27 protein-coding genes are annotated in these 26,381 nt (G+C 71.4%); 17 read left to right on the forward strand and 10 right to left on the reverse strand.

The window, feature by feature from the left end:
* Positions 1–195: 195 nt before the first annotated feature.
* The 3 genes from ABT057_RS26970 to ABT057_RS26980 all read right to left on the reverse strand — a co-directional run bounded on the left by ABT057_RS26970 (position 196) and on the right by ABT057_RS26980 (position 3,189).
* On the reverse strand, positions 196–1,008 hold the full coding sequence (locus ABT057_RS26970) for a thioredoxin domain-containing protein (protein ID WP_352346179.1): 813 nt from the start codon (positions 1,006–1,008) through the stop codon (positions 196–198).
* A gap of 96 nt (positions 1,009–1,104) precedes the next feature.
* Complete coding sequence (locus ABT057_RS26975) at positions 1,105–1,797, reverse strand: hypothetical protein (protein ID WP_352346180.1); 693 nt, start codon at positions 1,795–1,797, stop codon at positions 1,105–1,107.
* A gap of 66 nt (positions 1,798–1,863) precedes the next feature.
* Positions 1,864–3,189, reverse strand: a complete 1,326-nt coding sequence (locus tag ABT057_RS26980; protein ID WP_352346181.1) for a DUF2252 domain-containing protein — start codon at positions 3,187–3,189, stop codon at positions 1,864–1,866.
* Positions 3,190–3,392: 203 nt separating this feature from the next.
* On the opposite strand from ABT057_RS26980, the gene dnaE reads away from it, so the two are divergent.
* Entirely contained in the window at positions 3,393–6,932 is a 3,540-nt protein-coding gene (dnaE, locus tag ABT057_RS26985; protein WP_352346182.1) for a DNA polymerase III subunit alpha, read from the forward strand.
* A gap of 83 nt (positions 6,933–7,015) precedes the next feature.
* On the opposite strand, the gene ABT057_RS26990 is transcribed toward dnaE, so the two are convergent.
* On the reverse strand, positions 7,016–7,180 hold the full coding sequence (locus ABT057_RS26990) for a hypothetical protein (RefSeq protein WP_352346183.1): 165 nt from the start codon (positions 7,178–7,180) through the stop codon (positions 7,016–7,018).
* 226 nt (positions 7,181–7,406) lie between these two features.
* Here ABT057_RS26990 and ABT057_RS26995 point away from each other — a divergent pair, with 226 nt between their 5' ends.
* The 4 genes from ABT057_RS26995 to ABT057_RS27010 all read left to right on the forward strand — a co-directional run bounded on the left by ABT057_RS26995 (position 7,407) and on the right by ABT057_RS27010 (position 11,329).
* On the forward strand, positions 7,407–8,624 hold the full coding sequence (locus tag ABT057_RS26995; RefSeq protein WP_352346184.1) for an NYN domain-containing protein: 1,218 nt from the start codon (positions 7,407–7,409) through the stop codon (positions 8,622–8,624).
* Positions 8,625–8,732: 108 nt separating this feature from the next.
* Positions 8,733–9,707 carry an ABC transporter ATP-binding protein gene (locus tag ABT057_RS27000; protein ID WP_352346308.1) on the forward strand — a complete coding sequence of 325 codons (975 nt, stop codon included), beginning with the start codon at positions 8,733–8,735 and terminating at the stop codon, positions 9,705–9,707.
* Between the two features lie 73 nt (positions 9,708–9,780).
* Positions 9,781–10,602 (forward strand): ABC transporter permease, encoded by an 822-nt coding sequence (locus tag ABT057_RS27005; RefSeq protein ID WP_352346185.1) that lies wholly within the window; start codon positions 9,781–9,783, stop codon positions 10,600–10,602.
* 34 nt (positions 10,603–10,636) lie between these two features.
* Positions 10,637–11,329: an AAA family ATPase gene (locus ABT057_RS27010; RefSeq protein WP_352346186.1), complete on the forward strand. Its 693-nt coding sequence runs from the start codon at positions 10,637–10,639 to the stop codon at positions 11,327–11,329.
* 31 nt (positions 11,330–11,360) lie between these two features.
* Here the strand turns inward: ABT057_RS27010 and ybaK are convergent, their stop codons facing one another.
* From ybaK to ABT057_RS27030, 4 genes are all read right to left on the reverse strand, one after another.
* Positions 11,361–11,864, reverse strand: a complete 504-nt coding sequence (gene ybaK, locus ABT057_RS27015; protein ID WP_352346187.1) for a Cys-tRNA(Pro) deacylase — start codon at positions 11,862–11,864, stop codon at positions 11,361–11,363.
* 8 nt (positions 11,865–11,872) lie between these two features.
* Positions 11,873–12,613 (reverse strand): LON peptidase substrate-binding domain-containing protein, encoded by a 741-nt coding sequence (locus tag ABT057_RS27020; protein ID WP_352346188.1) that lies wholly within the window; start codon positions 12,611–12,613, stop codon positions 11,873–11,875.
* Between the two features lie 11 nt (positions 12,614–12,624).
* A complete protein-coding gene (locus tag ABT057_RS27025; RefSeq protein WP_352346189.1) occupies positions 12,625–13,668 on the reverse strand; it encodes a hypothetical protein in 1,044 nt (347 codons plus the stop codon).
* Positions 13,669–13,851: 183 nt separating this feature from the next.
* Complete coding sequence (locus tag ABT057_RS27030) at positions 13,852–15,417, reverse strand: oxidoreductase (protein WP_352346190.1); 1,566 nt, start codon at positions 15,415–15,417, stop codon at positions 13,852–13,854.
* Positions 15,418–15,581: 164 nt separating this feature from the next.
* On the opposite strand from ABT057_RS27030, the gene hisD reads away from it, so the two are divergent.
* The 10 genes from hisD to ABT057_RS27080 all read left to right on the forward strand — a co-directional run bounded on the left by hisD (position 15,582) and on the right by ABT057_RS27080 (position 23,273).
* Entirely contained in the window at positions 15,582–16,907 is a 1,326-nt protein-coding gene (gene hisD, locus ABT057_RS27035) for a histidinol dehydrogenase (RefSeq protein WP_352346191.1), read from the forward strand.
* The gene (locus tag ABT057_RS27040; RefSeq protein ID WP_352346192.1) at positions 16,904–18,013 is read left to right on the forward strand and encodes a histidinol-phosphate transaminase; all 1,110 of its coding nucleotides are present in this window, start codon (positions 16,904–16,906) and stop codon (positions 18,011–18,013) included. Before hisD ends, ABT057_RS27040 begins: the two co-directional genes overlap by 4 nt.
* On the forward strand, positions 18,010–18,603 hold the full coding sequence (gene hisB / locus ABT057_RS27045) for an imidazoleglycerol-phosphate dehydratase HisB (protein WP_079662945.1): 594 nt from the start codon (positions 18,010–18,012) through the stop codon (positions 18,601–18,603). The genes ABT057_RS27040 and hisB overlap by 4 nt, the downstream gene beginning before the upstream one ends.
* Positions 18,604–18,607: 4 nt before the next feature.
* Complete coding sequence (locus ABT057_RS27050; protein WP_352346193.1) at positions 18,608–18,772, forward strand: CG2302 family histidine operon protein; 165 nt, start codon at positions 18,608–18,610, stop codon at positions 18,770–18,772.
* Positions 18,763–19,422: an imidazole glycerol phosphate synthase subunit HisH gene (gene hisH / locus ABT057_RS27055; protein WP_352346194.1), complete on the forward strand. Its 660-nt coding sequence runs from the start codon at positions 18,763–18,765 to the stop codon at positions 19,420–19,422. Before ABT057_RS27050 ends, hisH begins: the two co-directional genes overlap by 10 nt.
* Before the next feature lie 3 nt (positions 19,423–19,425).
* The gene (gene priA, locus ABT057_RS27060; protein WP_352346195.1) at positions 19,426–20,151 is read left to right on the forward strand and encodes a bifunctional 1-(5-phosphoribosyl)-5-((5-phosphoribosylamino)methylideneamino)imidazole-4-carboxamide isomerase/phosphoribosylanthranilate isomerase PriA; all 726 of its coding nucleotides are present in this window, start codon (positions 19,426–19,428) and stop codon (positions 20,149–20,151) included.
* On the forward strand, positions 20,148–20,546 hold the full coding sequence (locus ABT057_RS27065) for a RidA family protein (protein ID WP_352346196.1): 399 nt from the start codon (positions 20,148–20,150) through the stop codon (positions 20,544–20,546). The genes priA and ABT057_RS27065 overlap by 4 nt, the downstream gene beginning before the upstream one ends.
* Positions 20,543–21,298 (forward strand): imidazole glycerol phosphate synthase subunit HisF, encoded by a 756-nt coding sequence (gene hisF / locus ABT057_RS27070; RefSeq protein WP_352346197.1) that lies wholly within the window; start codon positions 20,543–20,545, stop codon positions 21,296–21,298. Before ABT057_RS27065 ends, hisF begins: the two co-directional genes overlap by 4 nt.
* Before the next feature lie 123 nt (positions 21,299–21,421).
* A complete protein-coding gene (locus tag ABT057_RS27075) occupies positions 21,422–22,009 on the forward strand; it encodes an ArsR/SmtB family transcription factor (RefSeq protein WP_352346198.1) in 588 nt (195 codons plus the stop codon).
* 13 nt (positions 22,010–22,022) lie between these two features.
* A complete protein-coding gene (locus ABT057_RS27080) occupies positions 22,023–23,273 on the forward strand; it encodes an MFS transporter (RefSeq protein ID WP_352346199.1) in 1,251 nt (416 codons plus the stop codon).
* 6 nt (positions 23,274–23,279) lie between these two features.
* Here the strand turns inward: ABT057_RS27080 and ABT057_RS27085 are convergent, their stop codons facing one another.
* Both ABT057_RS27085 and ABT057_RS27090 read right to left on the reverse strand, forming a co-directional pair.
* Positions 23,280–23,678 (reverse strand): VOC family protein, encoded by a 399-nt coding sequence (locus ABT057_RS27085; RefSeq protein ID WP_352346200.1) that lies wholly within the window; start codon positions 23,676–23,678, stop codon positions 23,280–23,282.
* 23 nt (positions 23,679–23,701) lie between these two features.
* Positions 23,702–24,337 carry a TIGR03085 family metal-binding protein gene (locus ABT057_RS27090; RefSeq protein WP_352346201.1) on the reverse strand — a complete coding sequence of 212 codons (636 nt, stop codon included), beginning with the start codon at positions 24,335–24,337 and terminating at the stop codon, positions 23,702–23,704.
* A gap of 83 nt (positions 24,338–24,420) precedes the next feature.
* On the opposite strand from ABT057_RS27090, the gene hisI reads away from it, so the two are divergent.
* Both hisI and ABT057_RS27100 read left to right on the forward strand, forming a co-directional pair.
* Entirely contained in the window at positions 24,421–24,858 is a 438-nt protein-coding gene (gene hisI / locus ABT057_RS27095) for a phosphoribosyl-AMP cyclohydrolase (RefSeq protein ID WP_352346202.1), read from the forward strand.
* Positions 24,859–24,869: 11 nt separating this feature from the next.
* Positions 24,870–26,357: an anthranilate synthase component I gene (locus tag ABT057_RS27100; protein ID WP_352346203.1), complete on the forward strand. Its 1,488-nt coding sequence runs from the start codon at positions 24,870–24,872 to the stop codon at positions 26,355–26,357.
* Positions 26,358–26,381 lie beyond the last annotated feature (24 nt).

Here is a 26,381-nt window from a genome sequence, read left to right on the forward strand (position 1 = left end):
CTAGGGCGTGTTTCGAAAGTCCCGCCTGCCTGGCGGCGTCTGGCACGCCCTCCCCCAGAGGGGGGACCCCCAGCCGCGTTGTCGGGCGCGCCCCGATACATCCAGTATCGGGGCGACCCTCCGCCTTGTGATCGCACGCACCAGACGCCGCCAGGCCTGCCCTTCGGGCAGACGACGCTACTTTCGAAACACGCCCTAGGCCTTCAGGGCCGCCCCGATCGCCGTGTTGAAGTCGGCGACCGTCATCGGGGCGTTCTGCCCGTCCGAGCCGGTCAGCGTCTTGCCGTCCATCTTCAGGGTCGGGGTGCCCGACACACCGCTGGAGTCGAAGGTCTTGGACATCTCCAGCGCCCACCGGTCATAGGTGCCGTTCTTCACGGCGTCCTGGAACTTCGTGTTGCCCTTCAGCGCCGAGACGGTGTCCGCGACCTTGATCAGGTACGAGTCGTCCTTGAACTTGTCGTCGGTCTCCTCGGGGTGGTACTTCGCCGAGTACAGCGCGGTCTTGTACTCGAGGAACGCCTCGGGGCTGACGTTGAGCGCGGCACCCAGGGCGCTCAGCGCGTTCTTGGAGCCCTCGCCGGTCAGGCTGCGGTCGAGGAAGGTGGCACCGACGTACTGGATCTTGAACTTGCCGTCGTCGTAGTCCTTCTTCACCGTCGAGCCGACGGTCTGTTCGAACTGGGCGCAGATAGGGCAGCGCGGGTCCTCGTACATCACGAGGGTCTTCTTGGCGTCGGCCTTGCCGAGGACGACCGTCGTGCCGTTCTTGCCGCTGGTGTTGGCCGGCTCGACCAGCTTGGCGGTCTTGGCCTCCTCCCAGTAGGTCGGCTTGTTGGCCTGCACGACGGCGTAACCTATGCCGCCGGCCGCGGCCAGCACGCCGACCGCCGAGGCGGCGACGATGATCTGCCGCCTGGCCTTGGCCCGCTTGGCCTGCTTCTCGCGCTCGACCCGCAGCCGCTCCCGGGCCGCCGTCTTGGCCGCCGCGCTGTTTCGCTTGCTCATGTCGGTGATCTCCATCAGGGACGCGCACGGGATGGTGCGCGGGATTACGTGTGTGGGGACTGCTCGTGCCGGGGCCGCTCCCGCGAACGGTTCTGCTCAGACGGAGGCGGCAGGGCGGGGTGGCCCGCGGCGGCCCAGCGAGTGCACGAGGATCCGGTCCCGGGCGGTGGCCGTACGGAGCGCGGGCCGCGGCAGGCGGCGGGCCGCCGGGGCGCGTCGTACGGCCACGGCGGCGACCGCCAGCAGCAGGGGCCGGAAGGTGGTCGCGCCGGCCGCCCGCAGCAGCTGGGCCAGCGCCCGCTCGCCCCGGCGCAGCCAGGCGGCCGCGATCAGGCCGACGGTGACGTGCGCGCCGAGCAGCAGCCAGGCGGTGGCGGGGGCGGAGTGGGCGAGAAGGCCGCCGAGCCGGTCCGGATCGGTGCCGGCGACCCGGGCCAGCGGGGTGCCCACCCGGGTGCCGTTGCCGCACAGGACGTCCCAGCCGACCGCGGCCAGCGGGCCGGCGACCGGGCCGCCCGCGCGGCCGTAACAGACCTGCTGGCCGGTGGTGAAGACCGTGTCGGCCGCCAGCTCCAGCGGGATGAGCAGGGCGGCGATCCGCCCGAAGCCGCACTCGCGGCCCGCGAGGGCGTAGGCGAGGAGGAACACTGCGGCCGCGACGGCGGCCACCGTGTTGAACGGCAGCGGGGCCCGGGACAGCAGGACGTGCGACGCGGTGCTGAGCGTCACGACGACCGCCGTGAACAGCGCCGCGCGCACGGCTCTGAGTCGGGTCCCGGATATGTCCATAGCAGCAGAGAGTCTGGCACGTGCTCCTGTAAGGGACCCCTAAAGGGTCCCTGTGAGAGCGGACCGTTAGAGACCCGGGATCCGCCCGTTGCGGAACAGGTCGACGAAGGTCTGGTGGTCGGCGCGGGCTCGGGCGCCGTAGCTGTGCGCGAAGTCCACCAGCAGGGGTGCGAAGCCCTCCTCGTCGGCGGCGATGGCCGCGTCGATGGCCCGCTCGGTGGAGAACGGCACCAGGGACTCGCCGGAGGTGTCGTCCGCCGCCGCGTGCATCGTGGCCGTGGCCCGGCCGAGGTCGGCGACGACGCCCGCGATCTCCTCCGGGTCGTCGATGTCGCCCCAGTCCAGGTCGACCGCGTAAGGCGAGACCTCGGCGACGAGCTGGCCGGCGCCGCCCAGCTCGGTCCAGCCCAGCCACGGGTCGGCGTGCTGCTGCAGGGCGCGCTGGGAGATGACCGTGCGGTGCCCTTCGTGCTGGAAGTAGTCGCGGATCGCGGGGTCGGTGATGTGCCGGGAGACGGCCGGGGTCTGGGCCTGCTTGATGTAGATCACGACGTCGTTCTCCAGCGCGTCGCTGTGGCCCTCGAGCAGGATGTTGTACGACGGCAGGCCCGCCGAGCCGATGCCGATGCCGCGGCGGCCGACGACGTCCTTCACCCGGTAGGAGTCCGGGCGGGCCAGGGAGGTCTCCGGCAGGGTCTCCAGATAGCCGTCGAAGGCGGCGAGCACCTTGTAGCGGGTGGCCGCGTCCAGCTCGATGGAGCCGCCGCCGGGCGCGAAGCGGCGCTCGAAGTCGCGGATCTCCGTCATGGAGTCCAGCAGTCCGAAGCGGGTCAGCGAGCGGGCGTCGCGCAGGGCGTCCAGAAGCGGGCCCTGGGCGGTGTCCAGGGTGAAGGGCGGCACCTCGTCGCTCTTGGCGCCGGAGGCCAGCGCGCGGATGCGCTCGCGGTACGCGCCCGCGTACACCTCCACCAGCTCGGTGATCTGGTCGTCGCCGAGCGCCTTCGCGTACCCGATGAGGGCGATGGAGGCGGAGAGGCGCTTGAGGTCCCAGGTGAAGGGGCCGACGTACGCCTCGTCGAAGTCGTTGACGTTGAAGATCAGCCGGCCGTTGGCGTCCATGTACGTGCCGAAGTTCTCCGCGTGCAGGTCGCCGTGGATCCACACGCGCGAGGTGCGCTCGTCCAGGAACGGGCCGCCCCGCTTCTCGGCGTCGAGGTCGTGGTAAAAAAGCGCGGCCGTGCCGCGGTAGAACGCGAACGCGGAGGCCGCCATCTTCCGGAACTTCACGCGGAACGCGGCCGGGTCGGCGGCCAGGAGCTCGCCGAACGCGGTGTCGAAGACGGCGAGGATCTCCTCGCCGCGGTGCTCGTCGTTGAGCTGCGGGACCGACATCGCTGGGTGCCTCCTGGTGCATGACATGTACGACAGCGTTTCTGTCGTCTCCAACGGGCGGGGCCGTCCGGAAGTGCCCGCGACCCCGCTGTGAAGGTACGCGGGGGAGCGCCTCGAGTGTCAGTGGCGAGGCATAGACTTCGACGCTGACCCCCGGACTGTCCGCCGGCCCGTCGTCGACTGTTTTCCTTGGAGGCCAAGCCGTGTCAAAGCCGCCGTTCACGCACCTGCACGTCCACACCCAGTACTCGCTGCTGGACGGTGCCGCGCGGCTGAAGGACATGTTCAACGCGTGCAACGAGATGGGCATGACCCACATCGCCATGTCCGACCACGGCAACCTCCACGGGGCGTACGACTTCTTCCATTCCGCGAAGAAGGCCGGGGTCACCCCGATCATCGGGATCGAGGCGTATGTCGCGCCCGAGTCGCGGCGCAACAAGCGCAAGATCCAGTGGGGCCAGCCGCACCAGAAGCGGGACGACGTCTCCGGTTCGGGTGGTTACACCCACAAGACGATCTGGGCGGCGAACGCGACGGGTCTGCACAACCTCTTCCGGCTGTCCTCCGACGCGTACGCCGAGGGCTGGCTGCAGAAGTGGCCGCGCATGGACAAGGAGACCATCGCGCAGTGGTCCGAGGGGCTCATCGCGTCCACCGGCTGCCCCTCCGGCGAGCTCCAGACCCGGCTGCGCCTCGGCCAGTACGACGAGGCGCTGAAGGCGGCCGCCGACTACCAGGACATCTTCGGCAAGGACCGCTACTTCCTGGAGCTGATGGACCACGGCATCGACATCGAGCACCGGGTCCGCGACGGCCTGCTGGAGATCGGCAAGAAGCTCGGTATCCCGCCCCTGGTGACGAACGACTCGCACTACACGTACGCGCACGAGGCGACCGCGCACGACGCGCTGCTGTGCATCCAGACCGGCAAGAACCTCTCCGACCCCGACCGCTTCAAGTTCGACGGCACCGGCTACTACCTGAAGTCCACGGAGGAGATGTACGCCATCGACTCCTCGGACGCCTGGCAGGAGGGCTGCGCCAACACCCTCCTGGTGGCCGAGCAGATCGACACCTCCGGCATGTTCGAGGCCAAGAACCTCATGCCGAAGTTCGACATCCCCGACGGCTACACCGAGATCACCTGGTTCAAGGAGGAGGTCCGCCGGGGCATGGACCGCCGCTTCCCCGGCGGCGTACCCGAGGACCGCCAGAAGCAGGTCGAGTACGAGATGGACGTCATCATCCAGATGGGGTTCCCGGGCTACTTCCTCGTCGTCGCCGACTTCATCATGTGGGCCAAGAACAACGGCATCGCGGTCGGCCCCGGCCGAGGCTCCGCGGCCGGCTCGATCGTCGCGTACGCCATGGGCATCACCGACCTCGACCCGATCCCGCACGGCCTGATCTTCGAGCGGTTCCTCAACCCCGAGCGTGTCTCCATGCCGGATGTCGACATCGACTTCGACGAGCGCAGGCGCGTCGAGGTGATCCGGTACGTGACCGAGAAGTACGGCTCCGACAAGGTCGCCATGATCGGCACGTACGGAAAGATCAAGGCGAAGAACGCCATCAAGGACTCCGCGCGCGTGCTGGGCTACCCGTACGCGATGGGTGACCGCCTCACCAAGGCGATGCCCGCCGACGTCCTCGGCAAGGGCATCGACCTCAACGGCATCACCGACCCCTCGCACCCCCGCTACAGCGAGGCCGGCGAGATCCGCGCGATGTACGAGAACGAGCCGGACGTCAAGAAGGTCATCGACACCGCCAAGGGCGTCGAGGGCCTGGTGCGGCAGATGGGCGTGCACGCCGCCGGCGTCATCATGTCCAGCGAGCCCATCGTCGACCACGCCCCGATCTGGGTGCGGCACACGGACGGCGTGACCATCACGCAGTGGGACTACCCGCAGTGCGAGTCGCTCGGCCTGCTGAAGATGGACTTCCTGGGCCTGCGCAACCTGACGATCATGGACGACGCCGTCAAGATGGTGAAGTCCAACAAGGGCGTCGAACTCGACCTGCTGGCCCTCCCGCTCGACGATCCGACCACCTTCGAACTGCTCCAGCGCGGCGACACCCTCGGCGTCTTCCAGTTCGACGGCGGCCCCATGCGCTCGCTGCTTCGGCTGATGAAGCCCGACAACTTCGAAGACATCTCCGCCGTGTCCGCGCTCTACCGCCCGGGCCCGATGGGCATGGACTCGCACACCAACTACGCGCTCCGCAAGAACAAGCTCCAGGAGATCACCCCGATCCACAAGGAGCTGGAGGAGCCGCTCGAAGAGGTCCTGGCCGTCACCTACGGCCTGATCGTCTACCAGGAGCAGGTGCAGAAGGCCGCCCAGATCATCGCCGGGTACTCGCTCGGCGAGGCCGACATCCTGCGCCGGGTGATGGGCAAGAAGAAGCCCGACGAACTGGCGAAGAACTTCGTCCTCTTCCAGAAGGGCGCCCGGGACAAGGGCTACAGCGACGAGGCGATCCAGGCCCTGTGGGACGTGCTGGTCCCGTTCGCCGGCTACGCGTTCAACAAGGCCCACTCCGCCGCGTACGGACTGGTCTCCTACTGGACCGCGTACCTCAAGGCGAACTACCCGGCCGAGTACATGGCCGCGCTGCTCACCTCGGTCAAGGACGACAAGGACAAGTCCGCGATCTATCTGAACGAGTGCCGGCGCATGGGCATCAAGGTCCTGCCGCCGAACGTCAACGAGTCGGTGCACAACTTCGCCGCCCAGGGCGACGACGTGATCCTCTTCGGCCTCGAGGCCGTCCGCAACGTCGGTACGAACGTGGTCGAGTCGATCATCAGGAGCCGCAAGGCCAAGGGGAAGTACGCCTCCTTCCCCGACTACCTCGACAAGGTCGAGGCGGTGGCCTGCAACAAGCGCACCACGGAATCGCTGATCAAGGCGGGCGCGTTCGACACCCTCGGGCACACCCGCAAGGGCCTCACCGCACAGTTCGAGCCGATGATCGACAATGTGGTGGCGGTCAAGCGCAAGGAGGCCGAGGGCCAGTTCGACCTCTTCGGCGGGATGGGCGAGGAGGAGACCAGCGAGCCCGGTTTCGGCCTCGACGTCGAGTTCACCACCGACGAGTGGGACAAGACCTATCTGCTCGCCCAGGAGCGGGAGATGCTCGGTCTGTATGTCTCCGACCATCCGCTGTTCGGTCTGGAGCACGTGCTGTCCGACAAGGCCGACGCGGGCATCGCCCAGCTCACCGGGGGTGAGCACGCGGACGGCGCGGTGGTCACCATCGGCGGCATCATCTCGGGTCTGCAGCGCAAGATGACCAAGCAGGGCAACGCCTGGGCGATCGCCACCGTGGAGGACCTCGCGGGCTCCATCGAGTGCATGTTCTTCCCGGCGACCTACCAGCTCGTGTCGACCCAACTGGTCGAGGACGCCGTCGTCTTCGTCAAGGGCCGCCTCGACAAGCGCGAGGACGTGCCGCGGCTCGTCGCGATGGAGCTGGCGGTCCCGGACCTGTCCAACGCGGGCACCAACGCCCCGGTGATCCTCACCATCCCGGCCACCAGGGTCACTCCGCCGATGGTCAGCAGGCTCAACGAGATCCTCACCCATCACAAGGGTGACAGCGAGGTCCGGATCAAGCTCCAGGGGCCGACCAAGACGACCGTCCTGCGTCTGGACCGGCACCGGGTCAAGCCCGATCCGGCGCTGTTCGGCGACCTGAAGGTGCTGCTCGGGCCGTCCTGTCTGGCGGGCTGAGACCGGCGCGAGCATGAGGGGCGCATCCGGAACCGGATGCGCCCCTCGGTGTGCCCGGGCTGCAACAGCCCGTCACCCGGATGTCAGTTGTGGCCGAATCGCTTCTGCCGGCCCTTGCGCGCCACGTCCGCGGGCGTCACCTGGGAGATGCGCTGCTCGGCCTGTTCCTGCATCGAGGAGTGCTGGGCCTGCTGCTGACCACGCTCGGACTGCGGCTGTTTACGGTCCTGCTTCTTGTTCTTGGCCATGGGGATCTGCCTCCTGCGGGGGATGTAGGGACCAGGGCCGGGACCAGATTCACATAGGCTGACTTAAGGCGCATTTCGGATAATTACCGTCTGTGACAGGAGTTCTCGGAGCGCATCGGACCGAAACGCCACGCCGAAGATCGAGTTCCGGCCGTTAACCCCCGCGCTGTCGGGCAGACTCGAAGGAACAGCCCGAAGCAAACCTCCTGGGAAGAGGGTGAGTCGTGTGGACCGCTGCATCGTCCTGGTGGACGCCGGGTATCTGCTGGGTGCCGCGGCGAGCCTCCTCGCCGGAGAGCCCTCGCGGTCCCGGATCACCGTCGACCACTCCGCTCTCGTCCAGGGTCTGCGCGAACAGGCCGAGTCCGACACCGAGCGGCCGCTGCTGCGCATCTACTGGTTCGACGGCGCCCCCGACCGCGTCCCCCAGCCCGAACACCGCAGGCTGCGCGTGATGCCCCGGGTCACCGTCCGCCTCGGCGCCCTGACCCGCAGCGACGGACGGTGGGCCCAGAAGGGCGTCGACGCCGCCATGCACGCCGAGCTGACCGAACTGGCCCGCAACCGCGCCTGCTCCGACGTCGTCCTCGTCACCGGTGACGGCGATCTGCTGCCGGGCATGATGGCCGCCAAGGAGCACGGCGTCGCCGTCCACCTGTGGGCCGTCCAGGCCGCCGACGGCGACTACAACCAGTCCGAGGACCTGGTCGCCGAGGCCGACGAACGGCGGGTCCTGGACCGTACGTGGATCACCAAGGCCGTCCGCGCGAAGGAACTCGGCGGGGTGTGCGCTCCGCCACCCGTGCCGCGGCCCGAGATCGCCGCGATCCTCTCCGCGCCGCTGCCCGACGCGGGGCTCGCCCCCGCCTCCGAGCGCCCCGAGGAGTCCGAGCACACCTCCGCGGCCGCCGACCGCGGCGGCGGCCAGGAGCGGGCCTCCGCGTCCAAGGGCGGCGTTCCCACCCCCAAGGATCTGGCCGCCCTGCGCGCACCCGGCGCCAACCCCGTGCAGCACCCCGCCACCGCGACCCTGCGCTGGTCCTCCGACAAGGGCTGGGTCGACCGGCCCGGCGCCGTCGCCGAGCCGCCCGAGGTCGCCGCGATGCCGACGCTGGCCCAGCTGACCACGGCGGAGCAGCGGTGGGCGGACCGCGAGGAGGACATCACCACCGTCGGCGGCGACCCCTACGAGGTGGGGCAGGTCTTCGCCCGCCGCTGGATGGAGCGCCTCGGCGACCAGAGCCGTCTGCAGAAGCTGTCCGGCATGTATCCGCGCATCCCGCACCGCATCGACGGCGAGCTGCTCAGGTACGCGGCCCGCTTCGGGCTCCTCGCACACAAGGACGACCAGATCGACGAGCACGACCGGTACGCCATCCGGGCGGGTTTCTGGCGCGAGATCGACGTACGGACGGCTGCCGAGCACGCGCCCGCCGGGGACTGAACCGGGCGTACGGGGCGCCCCCGACGGCGGGCGGGGCTCCTGGACCCCGTACCCTCGTGCCTTGTGAGTACGCGCGCGGAATCGGCCATCGGGCACGGGGACGAGGTCGTGTGTGCCGTGCGCGGACTGACCAAGACCTACCCGGCGGTACGTGGCCGGCGCGGTACCCCGGCGGCCCCCGAGGTGCGGGCCACCGACGACGTCCACCTCGACATCCGGCGCGGTGAGATCTTCGGGCTGCTCGGGCCGAACGGCGCCGGCAAGTCCACTCTCGTACGCCAGTTGACCGGGCTGATGCGGCCCGACACCGGCAGCGTGGAGATCCTCGGACACGACATCGTGCGCCACCCCGAGCGGGCCGCGCGGATTCTCGCCTACCTCGGGCAGGAGTCCACCGCCCTCGACGAGCTGACCGTGTCGCTGGCCGCCGAGACGACCGGCCGGCTGCGCGGCCTCGACGTACGGCGGGCCCGTGCGGAACGGGACGCCGTCCTGGAGGAGCTCGGACTCACCCCGATCGCCGGGCGGCCGCTGCGCAAGCTGTCCGGCGGACAGCGTCGGCTGGCGTGCTTCGCGACCGCGCTGGTGGGGGAGCGGCCGCTGCTGGTGCTGGACGAGCCGACCACCGGGATGGATCCGGTGGCGCGGCGGGCCGTGTGGGGTGCCGTCGACCGGCGGCGCGCCGAGCGGGGCACCACCGTCCTGCTGGTCACCCACAACGTCATCGAGGCGGAGACCGTGCTCGACCGGGTGGCCGTCCTCGACAGGGGCCGGGTCATCGCCTGCGACACGCCCGCCGGGCTCAAGGAGCAGGTCGCCGGCGAGGTACGGGTCGAGCTGGTGTGGCGGGAGCGGGCGCCGCTGGACGTGCCCGAGGTCGCCGCGCTGCGGGAGCGGGCCGAGGAGTCCGGGCGCCGCTGGACCCTGCGGCTGGGCCCCGAGGAGGCCCGCGCGATCGTCGCCACCGTCACCGGCGGGGCCGCCTTCGCCGCGCTGGACGACTTCACCCTGGCCACGCCGAGCCTGGAGGACGTCTACCTGGCACTGGGCGGGGCCGCCCGGCAGGGGCTGGTGCGGGCATGAGCGAGGGGGCCGTCCGGTGCGTATGGTCCGTATGGGACGGTGTGAGAGCCGTAGGGAAGAGGAGCAGCGCCACGTGAGTGTCGTACCCGCCGAGGTTCTGCCGGGCGGCGCCCGGGCCGTCGCACAGCCGGTCCGCGCGGCCGCCGAGCTGGCGCCGCGCGCGCGGCTGTGGCCGTCGCTCGTGGCCGTGTACCGGGCGCAGCTGTCCCGCGCGCGCGTGGCGCGGATCCCGCTGCTGTTCGTGGCGACCTTCCAGTCGGTCGGCATCCTGATCATGATGCGGGGTGTCGTGGACGGGGGGCGCGAGGCGGAGTCGGTGGTCGCCGGGTCGGCGGTGCTGGTCGTCGCGTTCGTGGCGCTCAACCTGCTCGCGCAGTACTTCGGGCAGTTGCGGGCCAGCGGGGGTCTCGACCACTACGCCACGCTGCCCGTGCCGCCCGCCGCGGTGGTGCTGGGCGCGGCGGGGGCTTATGCCTCGTTCACCGTGCCGGGGACCCTGGTGACGGCGGTGTTCGGCTGTGTGCTGTTCGGGCTGCCGCTGACGCATCTGTGGGTGCTCGCGGCCGTCATTCCGCTGGCGGGCGCCGCGCTGTCCGGGCTGGGGGCGGCCTTCGGGCTGCTCGCGTCGCGGCCGGAGCTGGCCACCGTGCTGGGGCAGCTCGGGATGTCGGCGGCGCTGCTGCTGGGGGTGCTGCCGCCGGACCGGATGCCGGAGGCGGTGCGGTTCGCCCGGGACCTGGTGCCGTCGACGTACGGCGTCGAGGCGTTCGCGCGCACCTTCGGGCCGGACCCGGACTGGGCGTACGTCCTCGGTGACCTCGCGGTGTGCGCCGGGGTGGGCGTCGTCTCACTGGCCGTCGCCACCTGGGCGTACCGTCGGGCCGCCGTCCGGTGACGCGCCGCACAGGCGGGCCTGGCACGATGTCAGGGTGACCGCACCGTTGACTCCGCCTCCGCCGCCGCACGAACCGTCTTCGCAGGAAGCCTGGCCGCCGCCGGGCGGGCCCCGGGCCGCCGGGTCCGGGGAGTCGGGGTACGGAGAACCCGCGTACGGACAGGACGGGCCCGGGATGAAGACCGAACTGCGGGAAGCCGCCGTGGTCACCGTGGCGGTCGCGGTGGCCGGGGTGCTGCTCGGGCTGTTGTGGAAGTGGCTGGCGCCCTCGGTGCCGCTGGTCGGGGACGTGGTGAACGGCGGCTGGGTCGTCTATCTCAAGGACAGCGAGGGCGAGCAGGCGATCGGGGTGGACGGGACGTTCACGCTGCTCGCGCTGGCGTTCGGGGCCCTGAGCGGCGCGGCGGTGTTCCTGTGGCGGCGGCGCGGGGGTGTGCCGCTGGTGGTGGCGCTCGGCGTCGGGGGGCTGCTGGCGTCGGTGGCGGCGTGGCGGCTCGGGGTGTGGCTGGGGCCGGGCTCCGACGTGCTGGCGCACGCCAAGGCCGCGGGCAAGGGCGTGACGTTCTCGGCGCCGCTCAAGCTGGGCGCGAAGGGGGCGTTGCTGGCGTGGTCGTTCGCCGCGCTGCTGGTCCATCTGGGGCTGATGGCGCTGTTCGGACCGCGGGACCCTGAAGAGGAACCGGCGGCGCCGGCGCCGAAGGATCCGTACGGGGCGCCGGTGGCGTAGACCCGTCGGGGGGCTGCCGCCCCCCGGGCGGTCAACCGCGGCCGATCGGTGCCAGTACCGCGCCGGTCAGGGTGGCCAGGTCCTTCGGGGCGAGTTCCACCTCCAGGCCGCGGCGGCCCGCCGAGACGCAGATCGTGGGGTGGGCGGTCGCCGAGTCGTCCAGGACCGTGGGGAGCCTCTTGCGCTGGCCCAGCGGGGAGATGCCGCCGCGGACATAGCCCGTGGTGCGTTCGGCCAGGGTGGGGTCGGCCATCGCGGCCCGCTTGCCGCCCACCGCCGAGGCCAGGGCCTTCAGGTCCAGGGAGCCGGCCACCGGGACCACCGCGACCGTGAGGGCCCCGTCGACGTCCGCCACCAGGGTCTTGAAGACGCGGTCGGGGGAGACGCCCATCGCCTCGGCCGCCTCCTCGCCGTAGGACGGGTGGCTCGGGTCGTGGTCGTAGGCGTGGACCGTGAAGTCCACGCCCGCGGCGGTGAGGGCGACCGTGGCGGGGGTGCCGCCGGGCTGCTGGGACTTCTTCGGCTTCTTGGGCATGAGCGCCTTCAGTTGAGACTCGTCGGGGCGCGGGTCAGGTCCGCCGCGGGCAGTGAGGGCAGGCTACGGATGATCGCCGTCTCCGTGCGCAGCAGTTTCAGTTCGTCGCGCAGGCGGGAGGCCGTGTCGGGGGCCTGCAGGAGACGCTGCTTCGTCGGCGTGTCCAGCATCAACGCCGCCGCCACCAGGTACGAGACGACGGACGGGTCGTCCGGGAGGTCCGCGCCGGTGCTCAGGGAGCGTTCGCGGGCGCCCGCCAGTCGCTTCTGGTACTGGCGGAAGGCCCGCAGGACGCCCTCGGCGAGCGCGCCCGCCTCGTCGCCGGGCTGTTCGGGGAGTTCCTCCAGCTCCGCGGTCAGGAAGGGGCCCGACGCGTCCACCGAGAGCAGGCGGACCCGGGTCGTGCCCGTCGCCAGCACCTCGAAGGTGCCGTCGGGGCGTTCGCGGATCGTCGCCGCGTCGGCGATGCAGCCGGTGCCGTGGAACGCCTTCAGCGGCTCCTCGCCGAAGCCGGCCGTCGGACCCCGTTCGGGCAGCGCCGTCCGGTCGGGCAGCCCGGGAGCGCTGGGCGCGACCTCGTGGCCGTCGCGGATGGCGACGACGGCGAACCGGCGCGGTTCGTCCTCGGGCGTCTTGAGCAGATCGCGCATCATGGCGCGATAGCGCTCCTCGAAGACGTTCAACGGAAGCACCAGACCCGGGAACAACACCGAGTTCAGGGGGAAGAGCGGCAGACGGACGGTGGTCACGGCGCAGAAGCCTAGTGGTCGTCCGGGTGCGCTCGGTCGTCGTGACCGTTCTGTGGATGCCGGGGCCGTCGCACGGGCTCTCCCAGGTACACGCTCTCGCGGACCGCGAGGAAGTGGCCGAGCGGGTCGTCGGAGAGGCGGCCCCACGGGAACGAGGTGGCGAACGGGCCGATCAGGCGCAACTGGACGAGGGCGTCCTCGCGGCGGTCGAGGCGGACGAGGACGTACGCCAGCAGGTTGCGGATCTCCGCCGGCCAGGGGTCGAGGGACGGGAACCGGGCGGAGAGGGAGATCGCGCGGTCGGCGGCGTCCTCCAGCCGCTGCCGCGGTACCTCGGGGCCGCAGCCGTCGGTCAGGTAGGCGAACGCCGCCCGTACCGGCAGCGCCTGGACCAGTGAGCCCGCCGGGGCGTCCTGGGCGGCGCGGTCGGCGAAGTCGAAGCACTCGCGGTGGGAGCCGTGCCAGGACTCGGCGAGGTAGCGCTTGGCGGCGACGTGGCAGCCGTAGTGGTGCGGGGCGCGGCGGACCGCGGCCGCCCAGAGTTCGCCGAAGTACTTGTGGCCGGCCCGGGTCCCGCGCGCGTGATCCAGCGCGATCCGCCACGGGACCGGGTCGCGGTGGTCGCTCTGCGCGGCCGCCGTGATCAGCGGGCTCACCTCGCGCAGCAGCTCGGCACGGGCCGGTGACCCCCAGGCGCGCTCCACCGCGAGCTGGGCGGAGAGCAGGAGCACGTCGGGGTCGCGGGGGGCGGCGGCCCGCCAGTCGTCGAACCACTCGGAGCGGGAGCGGGCGAAGGAGGCGAGCCGGGTCACGTACCGGTCGCGGTACTCCCACTCGGCCCGCTCACGGGTGCGGGACAGCAGCTCGGCGGCAGCCTCGTAGGCGCCTTTGCCGGCCGCGACCAGCGCGGGGCCGAGCCGGTCGTCGGGGACGTCGAGAAGCACCTCGTCGTCGGCGGGGAGCCCGGCGCCGGGGTGGGGGGCGGCGGTCCGTGCCGTCCGGGAGAACCGGGAGGCACGGATGAAGGGGGGCAGCAGAGCCATGGTGCCGCCCATTGAAAAGGCGCAGGTCGGGATGCGCCAGAGGGTTCGCCCAACCTGCGGAAAGTTGTACGGGGCCGGGTCAAGGACCGGTAAAAGGTGACTGTCGGGCGACTGTGGGTGAGGGGTGCGGCCCAAGAGTCTCACACCGCCACAGCAGCCCACGGAATCACCTCCCGCCACAACAGCCCCACGGCTTCACCCCCGCCGCAGCAGTCTCGTCGCCCCCGCCGCCACCGTCGTCGCCAGGACCCAGCCCAGCAGGATCAGGGCCGTCGCCAGCCACTGCCAGCCGCCGCTGAGGCGCCACTGACCGACCTGGCCCAGGTCGATCACCGGCAGCAGCAGGTCGAGCGCGAACAGGGCCGGGTTCCAGGGCGGGTGCCCGTCACGGCTCACGGGAGGATGCGGGGCGTGCGCGAAGGCCAGGGAGCCCGCCGCCCACAGGACCGCCATCCACACCGCGGCCCGGCCCGGACGGTAGCCGTAGGCGACCGTCCAGTCCTGGGCGTACCCCACGAGTTTCGCCGCGGGCGGCAGGGTCTCCCGGCGGCGGCGCTGTTTGGCCAGCAGCACCTCCCGGGCGTCCTCGTCCTCCCCGCCGGCCCGCAGCACGCTCGCCAGCCGCTCGTACGGCTCCGGGGCGTACTCCGCGGTCGCCGCGGCCACCCACTCCAGCCGCTCGGCCAGCGGGAACGGACCCTGCGGCACCAGGTTCTCGTACACGAAGCCGCCCATGTGCAGATTGCCGGGGCCCGGCCAGGCGCTCGCCCGGTCCACCAGGTTGATCACGCGGGCACCGGACAGCACCACCTTGCCGCGCCCCGGCCGCTCCCCGAGGAAGCGCAGCTCGGGCGTCTGCACCCGGCGCAGCGACAGCTCCTGCTCCTCGGTGCACAGGAAACGGGCCCGCTCCAGGTCCACGGCGTCGCCGAACCGTCCGTCGTCCAGTCGCACCCCGCCCCGGCACTCGAACCGCCGGACACGCGTCCCGCGCGCGGGTGTGGCCCCGCTGAGCGCCTGCCCGCCGAGGCCGGCCGGCGTCAGGTACAGGGTGCGCCCCACGGTCAGCTGCGGGGCGTTCAGCGCGAGCCGGCCGTACGGGTTGGCCAGCCGGGCCCCGCGCAGACTCAGCGACACGCCGATCTTGGCGCTGCGCAGGCTCAGCTCGCCGTGCGACTCCAGCAGCTCGGCCTGGAGGTCCTGGCCGACCGTCAGGCCGTCGGCGGCGATCGAGCGGCCGGTGCGGTCGCGGTCGACGACGGCCTGGTTGAGCAGCAGGTCCGTGCCGATCTGGGCGTCGGCGAGGCGGACGCCGTGGTGGAAGCGGCAGCGGGGGAGGTGCAGATCGCCCTCGGTGTGCAGCCTCGCCGCCTCCAGGCGCGGCACCGAGCAGTCCACCATCCGCACGGTCGTGAAGTGCGCCTCCGGCAGCAGCACCTCCCGCTCGAACCGGCAGCGCTTCAGCTCGACGTACGGCACCACGGTGCCGCCCGCGAGGTCCAGGGTGCCGCTGATCCGCACACCGGCCAGCTTGAGGGAGGACACCCGGCCGGCCAGCGCGGGCGGCCCGTCCAGCAGCAGCCAGGCGACGATGCGGGCGCGCACGGTGCGTTCCCCGCCCCACGGGTGCCCGCCGTGCGGATCGTCGACGAGCGGGTCCCCGCCGCTCAGGTCGTACACGGTGCCGTTGCGGAAGGCCTGCCACATACCGGCCTCGGCGGCGGTCAGATCGTCCGGCAGGTCGCCGGCCCCGTCGGTCACCCCTGTCCCCCTCCGTCACTCACGCGGCTTCGCACGGCCGTTCTGCCCGCTGAACACCCCCCGAACGCCAGACGCGAGGGTGATCTTCCGGGTTCCGGCCACGTTCCGTATCAGCCACTGATACGCGCGGACGGTGCCGAATGCCGGTCTGAGAGAATTGGTCTGTGATCTCTCGAATCGATCTGCGCGGCGACGCCCTTCCCGAGGGCCCGGCCCTGCGTGACCTGCTGCCCCGAGCCGACTTCGACGTCTCGGCCGCCCTGGAGAAGGTGCGTCCGATCTGCGAGGCCGTGCATCATCGGGGCGACGCGGCGCTGATCGACTTCGCCGAGAGGTTCGACGGGGTGCGGCTGGAATCCGTACGGGTCCCCGCCCGGGCGATCTCCGACGCGCTGGAGCGCCTCGATCCGGCGGTGCGCGCGGCCCTGGAGGAGTCCGTCCGCCGCGCCCGTCTCGTCCACCGCGAGCAGCGCCGCACGACGCACACGACCCAGGTCGTGCCCGGCGGCTCGGTGACCGAGAAATGGGTACCGGTCGAGCGGGTCGGGCTGTACGCGCCCGGCGGGCGGTCCGTCTATCCGTCGTCCGTGGTCATGAACGTCGTGCCCGCGCAGGAGGCCGGCGTCGAGTCCATCGCGCTCGCCTCGCCCGCGCAGGCCGACTTCGACGGTCTGCCGCACCCGACGATCCTCGCCGCCTGCGCCCTGCTCGGCATCGACGAGGTGTACGCGGCCGGCGGCGCGACCGCCGTCGCGATGTTCGCGTACGGCACCGAGTCGTGCGCCCCCGTCAACATGGTCACCGGCCCCGGCAACATCTGGGTCGCCGCCGCCAAGCGCTACTTCACCGGAAAGATCGGCATCGACGCCGAGGCCGGCCCGACCGAGATCGCGGTCCTCGCCGACGGGACGGCCGATCCGGTGCACGTCGCCTCCGACCTGATCAGCCAGGCCGAGCACGACCCGCTGGCCGCCGCCGTGCTCGTCACGGACTCGGTGGAGCTCGCGGACGCGGTCGAGAAGGAGCTGGAGCCGCAGATCGCGGCGACCAGGCACATCGACGACCGGATCGTCCCGGCCCTCAAGGGCAGGCAGTCGGCGATCGTGCTCGTCGACGGCATCGACGAGGGGCTGCGGGTCGTCGACGCCTACGGCGCCGAACACCTGGAGATCCAGACGGCCGACGCCGCCGCCGTGGCCGACCGGGTCAGGAACGCCGGCGCGGTCTTCGTCGGACCCTGGGCGCCGGTCTCGCTCGGCGACTACGCGGCCGGCTCCAACCACGTGCTGCCCACCGGCGGCTGCGCCTGCCACTCCTCCGGGCTGTCCGTGCAGTCCTTCCTCCGGGGCATCCACATCGTCGACTACACGAAGGACGCGCTGGCCGAGGTCGCGCACCACGTGGTGACGCTGGCGGAGGCGGAGGACCTGCCCGCGCACGGCGCGGCGATCAAGGCGCGGTTCGACTGGAAGGTACCGGCGAGCAAGTGAGCTTCGGAATCGACGATCTTCCCGTACGGGACGAGCTGCGTGGCAAGTCCCCCTACGGCGCGCCCCAGTTGGACGTCCCCGTACGGCTGAACACCAACGAGAACCCGTACCCGCTGCCCGAGCCGCTGGTCGAACGGATCACGGAGCGGGTGCGCGAGGCCGCCCGGGACCTCAACCGGTACCCGGACCGGGACGCGGTCGAACTGCGCACCCGGCTCGCGGAGTACCTGACGGACACCTCCGGCCACCAGGTCGGCCTGGCGAACGTCTGGGCCGCCAACGGCTCCAACGAGGTCATCCAGCAGCTGCTGCAGACCTTCGGCGGGCCCGGCCGTACCGCGATCGGCTTCGAGCCGTCGTACTCGATGCACGGCCTCATCGCGCGCGGCACGGGCACCGGCTGGATCTCCGGCCCCCGCAACGAGGACTTCACCATCGACCTCGCCGCGGCCGAGAAGGCGCTCGCCGAGCACCGCCCGGACGTCGTCTTCATCACCACCCCCAACAACCCCACCGGTACCGCGGTCCCCGCGGAGACGGTCCTCGCGCTGTACGAGGCGGCGCAGGCGGCGGGGCCGTCGATGGTCGTGGTCGACGAGGCGTACATCGAGTTCAGCCACGGCGACTCGCTGCTGCCGCTGCTCGAAGGACGGCCGAATCTCGTCGTCTCCCGGACCATGTCGAAGGCGTTCGGCGCGGCCGGGCTGCGCCTCGGCTACCTCGCCGCGCACCCTGCCGTCGTGGACGCCGTACAGCTGGTGCGGCTGCCCTACCACCTGTCGGCCGTCACCCAGGCGACCGCGCTGGCCGCCCTGGAGCACACCGAGACGCTGCTGAAGTACGTCGAGCAGCTGAAGTCGGAGCGGGACCGGCTGGTGGGCGAACTGCGCGCGATCGGCTACGAGGTCACGGCGTCCGACGCCAACTTCGTGCAGTTCGGCCGGTTCGCCGACGCCCACGAGGTCTGGCAGCGGATCCTCGACCGGGGGGTGCTGGTCCGGGACAACGGAGTGCCCGGCTGGCTGCGGGTCACCGCCGGCACGCCCGAAGAGAACGACGCGTTCCTCGACGCGGTCCGTGAAGTCAAGAAGGAGAAGGACGTATGAGCCGCGTAGGACGCGTGGAGCGGACGACGAAGGAGACCTCGGTCCTCGTCGAGATCAACCTCGACGGCACCGGCAAGGTCGATGTGTCGACCGGCGTCGGCTTCTACGACCACATGCTCGACCAGCTCGGCCGGCACGGTCTGTTCGACCTGACCGTGAAGACCGACGGCGACCTGCACATCGACTCGCACCACACGATCGAGGACACCGCGCTCGCGCTCGGCGCCGCCTTCAAGCAGGCCCTCGGCGACAAGGTGGGGATCTACCGCTTCGGCAACTGCACGGTCCCGCTCGACGAGTCCCTCGCCCAGGTCACCGTCGACCTCTCCGGCCGCCCCTACCTCGTGCACACCGAGCCCGAGAACATGGCGCCGATGATCGGCGAGTACGACACCACGATGACCCGGCACATCCTGGAGTCCTTCGTCGCCCAGGCACAGATCGCGCTGCACGTGCACGTGCCCTACGGGCGCAACGCGCACCACATCGTGGAGTGCCAGTTCAAGGCGCTGGCCCGGGCCCTGCGCTACGCCTCCGAGCGCGACCCGCGCGCGGCCGGCATCCTCCCCTCGACGAAGGGCGCGCTGTAACCCCATGAACAGCCTGTCCACCATCCTGATCGTCGTCGGCCTGTTCCTGGTCGGGGGCATCTACTCGTTCGTCAAGCAGCAGATGCCGCGCAGCCTGATCGTGCTGCTCTCGATAGGCGCGGGGATGTGTCTCGTCGCCGGTGTGATGCGTCTGGGGGTGTGGAGTTGAGCAGCTCTTCCGGCAACACGAAGAAGGTCGTCGTCTTCGACTACGGCTTCGGCAACGTCCGCTCCGCCGAACGGGCCCTCGCGCGCACCGGGGCCGAGGTCGAGATCACACGTGACTTCGACCGGGCGATGAACGCCGACGGGCTGCTGGTGCCGGGCGTCGGAGCCTTCGCCGCCTGTATGAAGGGTCTGCGCGAGGCGCGCGGCGACTGGATCATCGACCGCCGGCTGTCCGGCGGCCGCCCGGTGATGGGCATCTGCGTCGGCATGCAGATCCTGTTCGCGCGCGGCATCGAGCACGGCGTCGAGACCGAGGGGCTGGACGAGTGGCCCGGCGCGGTGGAGCCGCTCCAGGCGGAGATCGTGCCCCACATGGGCTGGAACACCGTCGACGCCCCCGCCGGCTCCCAGCTCTTCGCGGGCCTGGACGCGGACGCCCGCTTCTACTTCGTGCACTCCTACGCCGTCCACGAGTGGTCCCTGGAGACGCACAACCAGGCGATGCGCGCGCCCAGGGTGACCTGGTCGACGCACGGCAAGCCCTTCGTGGCCGCCGTGGAGAACGGCGCCCTGTGGGCCACGCAGTTCCACCCCGAGAAGTCCGGCGACGCCGGAGCGCAGCTGCTCACCAACTGGATCGGAACCCTGTAGACCATGGCCAAGCTCGAACTGCTCCCCGCCGTCGACGTCCGCGCGGGCCAGGCCGTCCGACTCGTGCACGGCGAGTCCGGCACGGAGACCTCGTACGGCTCCCCGCTCGAGGCCGCCCTCGCCTGGCAGCGGGCGGGCGCCGAGTGGCTGCATCTGGTCGACCTGGACGCGGCGTTCGGGACCGGCGACAACCGGGCCCTGGTGCGCGAGGTCACCGAGGCGATGGACATCAAGGTGGAGCTGTCCGGCGGCATCCGCGACGACGAGACCCTCGCCGCGGCGCTGGCCACCGGCTGCACCCGGGTGAACCTCGGCACCGCCGCCCTCGAGACCCCCGAGTGGGTCGCCAAGGTCATCGCCGAGCACGGCGACAAGATCGCCGTCGGCCTCGACGTCAAGGGCACGACCCTGCGCGGGCGCGGCTGGACGCGGGACGGCGGCGACCTCTACGAGACGCTGGAGCGGCTCGACGGCGAGGGCTGCGCGCGGTACGTCGTCACCGACATCGCCAAGGACGGCACCCTCCAGGGCCCCAACCTCGAGCTGCTGAGGAACGTGTGCGCGGCGACCGACCGCCCGGTCGTGGCCTCCGGCGGCGTGTCCTCCCTGGACGACCTGCGGGCCATCGCCGAGCTGGTGCCCCTCGGTGTCGAGGGCTCCATCGTCGGGAAGGCGCTGTACGCGAAGGCGTTCACCCTGGAAGAGGCACTGGAGGCGGTGGCCAAGTGAGCGACGTACGGCGCGTCACGACCGGCGCACCCTGGGAGGAGAACTTCGGCTACTCCCGCGCGGTGGAACTGCCGAACGGCCTGGTGCTGGTGGCCGGCTGCACGTCGATAGTGGACGGCCAGATCGCCGGAGGCGGCCCGTACGAGCAGACCATCAACGCCTTCAACGTCGCCCTCGCCGCGCTGGGGCAGCTGGGTCTGGGGCGGGACGACGTCGTGCGCACGCGCATGTACATCACCCATGCCCGGGACGTGGACGACGTCGGACGCGCTCACAAGGAGCTGTTCGACTCCGTCCGGCCCGCCGCATCCATGATCATTGTCTCCGGCTTCGTGGACCCGAGTCTGGTCGTCGAGGTCGAGGTGGAGGCGTTCCGAGGGGAAGGCGCAGCATGACCCTTGCCGTACGAGTCATCCCCTGCCTGGACGTGGACAACGGCCGGGTCGTCAAGGGCGTGAACTTCCAGAACCTGCGTGACGCGGGCGACCCCGTCGAGATGGCCAAGGTGTACGACGCCGAGGGCGCCGACGAACTGACATTCCTGGACATCACCGCCTCGTCGGGGAACCGCGAGACCACCTACGACGTGGTGCGCCGCACCGCCGAGCAGGTCTTCATCCCGCTGACCGTCGGCGGCGGGGTACGCACCCCCGAGGACGTGGACAAGCTGCTGCGGGCGGGCGCCGACAAGGTGGGCGTCAACACGGCGGCCATCGCGCGTCCGGAGCTGATCCGGGAGATCGCCGAGCGGTTCGGCAGCCAGGTGCTGGTGCTGTCGGTCGACGCGCGGCGGACGCCTTCCGGGAGCTTCGAGGTGACGACGCACGGCGGCCGGCGCGGCACCGGCATCGACGCCGTCGAGTGGGCGCACCGGGCGGCCGAGCTGGGCGCCGGGGAGATCCTGCTGAACTCCATGGACGCGGACGGCACGAAGGACGGCTACGACCTGGAGATGATCGCCGCCGTCCGCGCGCACGTGACGGTTCCCGTGATCGCCTCCGGCGGCGCGGGCAAACTCGCCGACTTCCCGCCGGCCGTCGAGGCGGGCGCGGACGCGGTGCTGGCGGCGTCGGTGTTCCACTTCGGGGATCTGCGGATCGGGGAAGTGAAGCAGGCGCTGCGCGAGGCGGGACATCCCGTGCGGTGACCTTCTGAAGCGGTGAGGTGAGCCCCGGTCACCTGGTGGCCGGGGCTCAGCTGTGTCCAGATGCGAAAGGGAAGTTGCGCAAAATAGATTGCGCAACTTTTCTTTTGTATCTACGGTGGCGTCATGGTGAGCAAGGAGAACCGCAGGATCACCGACATGGGCACGCTGAAGGCGCTCGCCCATCCGTTGCGCATGAAGCTGTACCGGGCCCTGTACCTCGAACGCGTGGCCACCGCCTCACGGCTCGCCGAACTGGTCGACGAGGCCGTCTCACTGGTGAGCTACCACCTGCGCAAGCTCGCCGAACACGGGCTGATCGAAGAGGCCGAGCCGCAGAGCGAGGACGGGCGCGAGCGATGGTGGCGACCCGCGTCGGACGGCGTCAGCATCCACGACGAGGACTTCCAGGACGCGCCGGAGAAGGTGGCCGCGCACACCTCGGCGTCCAGGCTCTTCTACGCGCAGCGCAGCGAGCTGTACCACCGCCACCTCGACGAGCGGGCCCACTGGGGGGCCGAGTGGAACAGCGCCTCCTTCGACTCCGAGTACCTGTCGCGTCTGACCCCCGCCGAGCTGTCCGAACTGTCGAGGGAGCTGCACGACCTCTTGAAGAAGTACGACGAACAGGGGCGCGCCGCCGTGGCGGCCGGCGACACCCAGGGGCGCGAGAACGTCGCGCTGCACGTGTACGGATTCCCTTTCCGCGTCTGAGAGGACACCCCTCGTGCCCGTCGCACTCGTAGACCCGGCCGTCGGCACCGACCGGCCCGCCCACCGGGACGCCAACGTCCTTCGCTGGGTCGGCGCGTACGCGTCGTCGATGGCCGGCGACGGCGTCTACTACATCGCCCTGTCCTGGGCCTCCGTACAGGCCGGGTCCCCTGCGCAGGCCGCAATGGTGATGTCGGTCAGCGCGCTGCCGCGCGCGGTGCTGATGCTGGGCGGGGGAGTGGTCGCGGACCGGTTAGGTCCGCGCCGGGTCGTCATCGGCAGCGACGCCGTGCGCTGCGCGGCCGTCCTCGCGGTGGCCGGACTGCTGTTCCTCACCGGGCCGGGGCTGTGGCCGCTGGCCGTGCTCGCCCTGGTCTTCGGCGCCGTGGACGCCGTGTTCGTGCCCGCCGTCGGTGCGCTGCCCGCGCGTATCACCGGAAAGGGCCAGCTCGCCCGGGTACAGGGCATGCGAGGCCTCGCGTACCGGTTCGCCATCGTTGTCGGTGCTCCGCTCGGCGGTCTCGGCGTGGCGGTCGGCGGTGCGGCGGCCGCGTTCGGGCTCGCCGGGCTGCTGATCGCCGTGTCGCTGCCCTTGCTGATCTCGGTACGGGTCCGGGAGCTGCCCCGGGACGACACGGGCGCCGTCCGCACCACCACTGCTTGGCGCGATCTGCTGGCCGGGCTGCGGTACATCTGCCGGCACCGCGTGCTCGCCCCGCTGCTGCTGGCCATCGCCCTCGGCGACCTCGGCTTCGTCGGACCGCTCAACGTGGGCCTGACCCTGCTGGCCGACGAGCGGGGCTGGGGCGCGTCCGGCATGGGCTGGGTGCTCTCCGGCTTCGGTGCCGGCGCGGGCGCCGCCTCGCTGCTGCTGACCTTACGGGGACGGCTTCCGCACGCCGGACAGGTCGCCGGATGGACGATCCTGGCGGGGGCGCTCGCAGTCGGCGCCCTCGCCTCTGCGCCGACCGTCGCCGCGGCCGTCGGGACGGCCCTGCTGATCGGGCTGCTCGCCGGGCTCAGCGGTGCCATGGGCGGAGCCCTGCTGCAGACCCATGCCGACCCCGCCTTCCTCGGCCGTGTGACGGCCGTCTCCAGCCTGGTCAGTCTGGGCTTCGCTCCGCTCAGCATGCCGCTTTCCGCCGCCGCCATCGGGGCCTGGGGCACCGGCCCGGTCTTCGTGGTCAGTGCGGCGGTGTGCGGGCTCGGCGGGGTGGTGGTCCTGTGCGTGAAGGACCTGCGCCGCGCCGAACTCCCCCGCTGACCCGTCTCACCCCTTCGGCTGAGCCAGCTGCACCAGGTTGCCCACCGTGTCGTCAAGTACCGCCGTCACGACCGGCCCCTGCTCCCGTGGGGCCTGGGTGAACTCGACGCCCAGGCCGCGCAGCCGGTCGTACTCCGACTCGATGTCGTCGACGGAGAAGACGATGCAGGGCAGCCCCGCCTCCTTCAGGGCCGCGCGGTACGGCTCGGCGATGGGGCCCTGGCCGGGCTCCAGCAGGAGCTGGAGGTCCTGCTGGGCCCCCTCCCGCGCGCCGACCGTGACGAACAGCGTGCCGCCGCCCAGGTCCATGTGGAGACGGGTCTCGAAGCCCAGCACCTCGGTGTAGAAGGCGTGGGCCTTCGCGACGTCGTCGACGTACACGCTGGTCATGGCGACCTTGATCACGGCGGGGCCTTTCGGGGGCGCGGTCAGATCCCGAGCTGCTTTCCGCTGTGCAGCTTCTCGATGGCTTCCTTGTCGCCGTCCAGTTCCACCTTCGCGGCGCTCTGCCGGCCGTAGAGGAACAGCAGCAGTTCCGACGGCTCCCCGGTGACCGTCACGACCGGGACGCCGCGCTGGGCGACCACCGTACGGCCGTCCGCGCGGCGCAGCACGAGACCGGTGGGGGCACCGCGGCCCATCAGGCGCGCGGTGCGCTCCATACGGGACCACAGGGCGTCCTGGAAGACCGGATCGAGCTCACGGGGCGTCCAGTCGGGCTGGGCGCGCCGGACGTCCTCGGCGTGGACGTAGAACTCGATCGTGTTGGACGCCTCGTCGATCTGCTTCAGCTGGAACGGCGAGAACCGGGGCGGACCCGTACGGATCAGCTGGATCAGCTCCTCGTACGGCTTCGCGGCGAACTCCGCCATCACCTTGTCGAGACGGGAGGCCAGCTGCTTGATCAGAATGCCCCCGGCGGCGTCGGGGCGGCGCTCGCGCACCACCACGTGCGCGGCGAGATCCCGCGTCTCCCACCCGTCGCAGAGGGTCGGGGCGGCCGGACCGGCGGTTTCCAAGAGGTCGGCGAGAAGGAGCCGTTCACGCTTGGCGAAATTCGACATGCAGTCAGCGTACGACCGCCCACCGGGTCCGCCCAGTGGACACCGTCCCGTCACCGTCGGTGGCGCGCGGCACAATGGCTCCCATGACCAGCACGCCCCCGCCCAGCAACCTCAACCCTGACGTCGCCGCCCGCCTCAAGCGCAGCGCCGACGGGCTCCTCCCCGCGATCGCCCAGCAGTACGACACCGGAGAGGTGCTCATGCTCGGCTGGATGGACGACGAGGCGCTGCACCGCACGCTCACCACCGGCCGCTGCACCTACTGGTCGCGCAGCCGCCGGGAGTACTGGGTCAAGGGCGACACCTCCGGCCATTTCCAGTGGGTGAAGTCCGTCGCCCTCGACTGCGACGCGGACACCCTGCTGGTCAAGGTCGACCAGGTCGGCGCCGCCTGCCACACCGGGGCGCGCACCTGCTTCGACGCCGACGTACTCCTCAAGGACACCGAGGACACCGATCCCGTCAGGGACGCCGAGCCCGCCGTGACCGCCGATTCCGGCGCACCGGCCTCGGATCAGTAAGGTCTGCCGCCATGGACCTCGAGACGTTCCGCAAGCTGGCCACCGACCGCCGTGTCATCCCGGTCACCCGCAAGCTCCTCGCAGACGGCGACACCCCGGTCGCGCTCTACCGCAAGCTCGCCGCCGAGCGCCCCGGCACCTTCCTCCTGGAGTCCGCGGAGAACGGCCGTACAGCTTTTCGATGGTCTCGGTACTCCTTCGTGGGCGTCCGCTCCGCCGCGACCCTCACCGCGCGCGACGGGCAGGCCCACTGGCTCGGCTCGCCGCCGGTCGGCGTCCCCACCGACGGCGACCCCCTCGCCGCCCTGCGCGCCACCATCGACACCCTCCACACGCCCCACCAGGAGGGCCTGCCGCCCTTCACCGGCGGCATGGTCGGCTATCTCGGCTACGACATCGTGCGCCGCCTGGAGCGGATCGGCCCCGGCGAGCGGGACGACCTGAAGCTGCCCGAGCTGACCATGCTGCTCACCAGCGACCTCGCCGTCATGGACCACTGGGAGGGCTCGGTCCTGCTGATCGCCAACGCGATCAACCACAACGACCTCGACACGGGCGTGGACGAGTCGTACGCGGACGCGGTGGCCCGTCTGGACGCCATGGAGGCCGACCTCGCACGCCCGGTCGCCCAGCCGCCCGCCGTCCTGCCGCCCTCCGAACTCCCCGAATACACCGCCCTGTGGGGCGGCCCCGACTTCCGGCGGGCCGTCGAGGACATCAAGGAGCGCATCCGCGCCGGCGAGGCCTTCCAGGTCGTCCCCTCGCAGCGGTTCGAAACGCCGTGCACGGCGAGCGCGCTGGACGTGTACCGGGTGCTGAGGGCCACCAACCCCTCCCCCTACATGTACCTGTTCCGCTTCGACGGGTTCGACGTCGTCGGCTCCTCGCCGGAAGCCCTCGTCAAGGTCGAGGACGGGCAGGCCATGGTCCACCCCATCGCCGGCACCCGGCACCGCGGCGCCACCCCGCAGGAGGACCAGGCCCTCGCCGACGAACTGCTCGCCGACCCCAAGGAGCGCGCCGAGCACCTCATGCTCGTCGACCTGGGCCGCAACGACCTGGGGAGGGTCTGCGAGCCCGGCTCGGTCGAGGTCGTCGACTTCATGTCCGTCGAGCGGTACTCGCACGTCATGCACATCGTCTCGACGGTCACCGGCAAGGTCGCCCGCGGCCGCACCGCGTTCGACGTCCTCACCGCCTGCTTCCCCGCGGGCACCCTCTCCGGCGCCCCCAAGCCCCGCGCCATGCAGATCATCGACGAACTGGAGCCGTCCCGGCGCGGCCTGTACGGCGGCTGCGTGGGCTACCTGGACTTCGCGGGCGACTCCGACACCGCCATCGCCATCCGCACCGCCCTGCTGCGCGACGGCACGGCCTACGTCCAGGCGGGCGCGGGCATCGTCGCCGACTCCGACCCGGCCGCCGAGGACCAGGAGTGCCGCAACAAGGCCGCGGCGGTCCTGCGCGCGGTCCACACGGCCAACCGGCTCGCCGGGTAACCCCGCCCGCGCCGATGGGGCGTG

This window comes from Streptomyces sp. NPDC002588 (assembly GCF_040295925.1).
Taxonomy (GTDB): Bacteria; Actinomycetota; Actinomycetes; order Streptomycetales; family Streptomycetaceae; genus Streptomyces.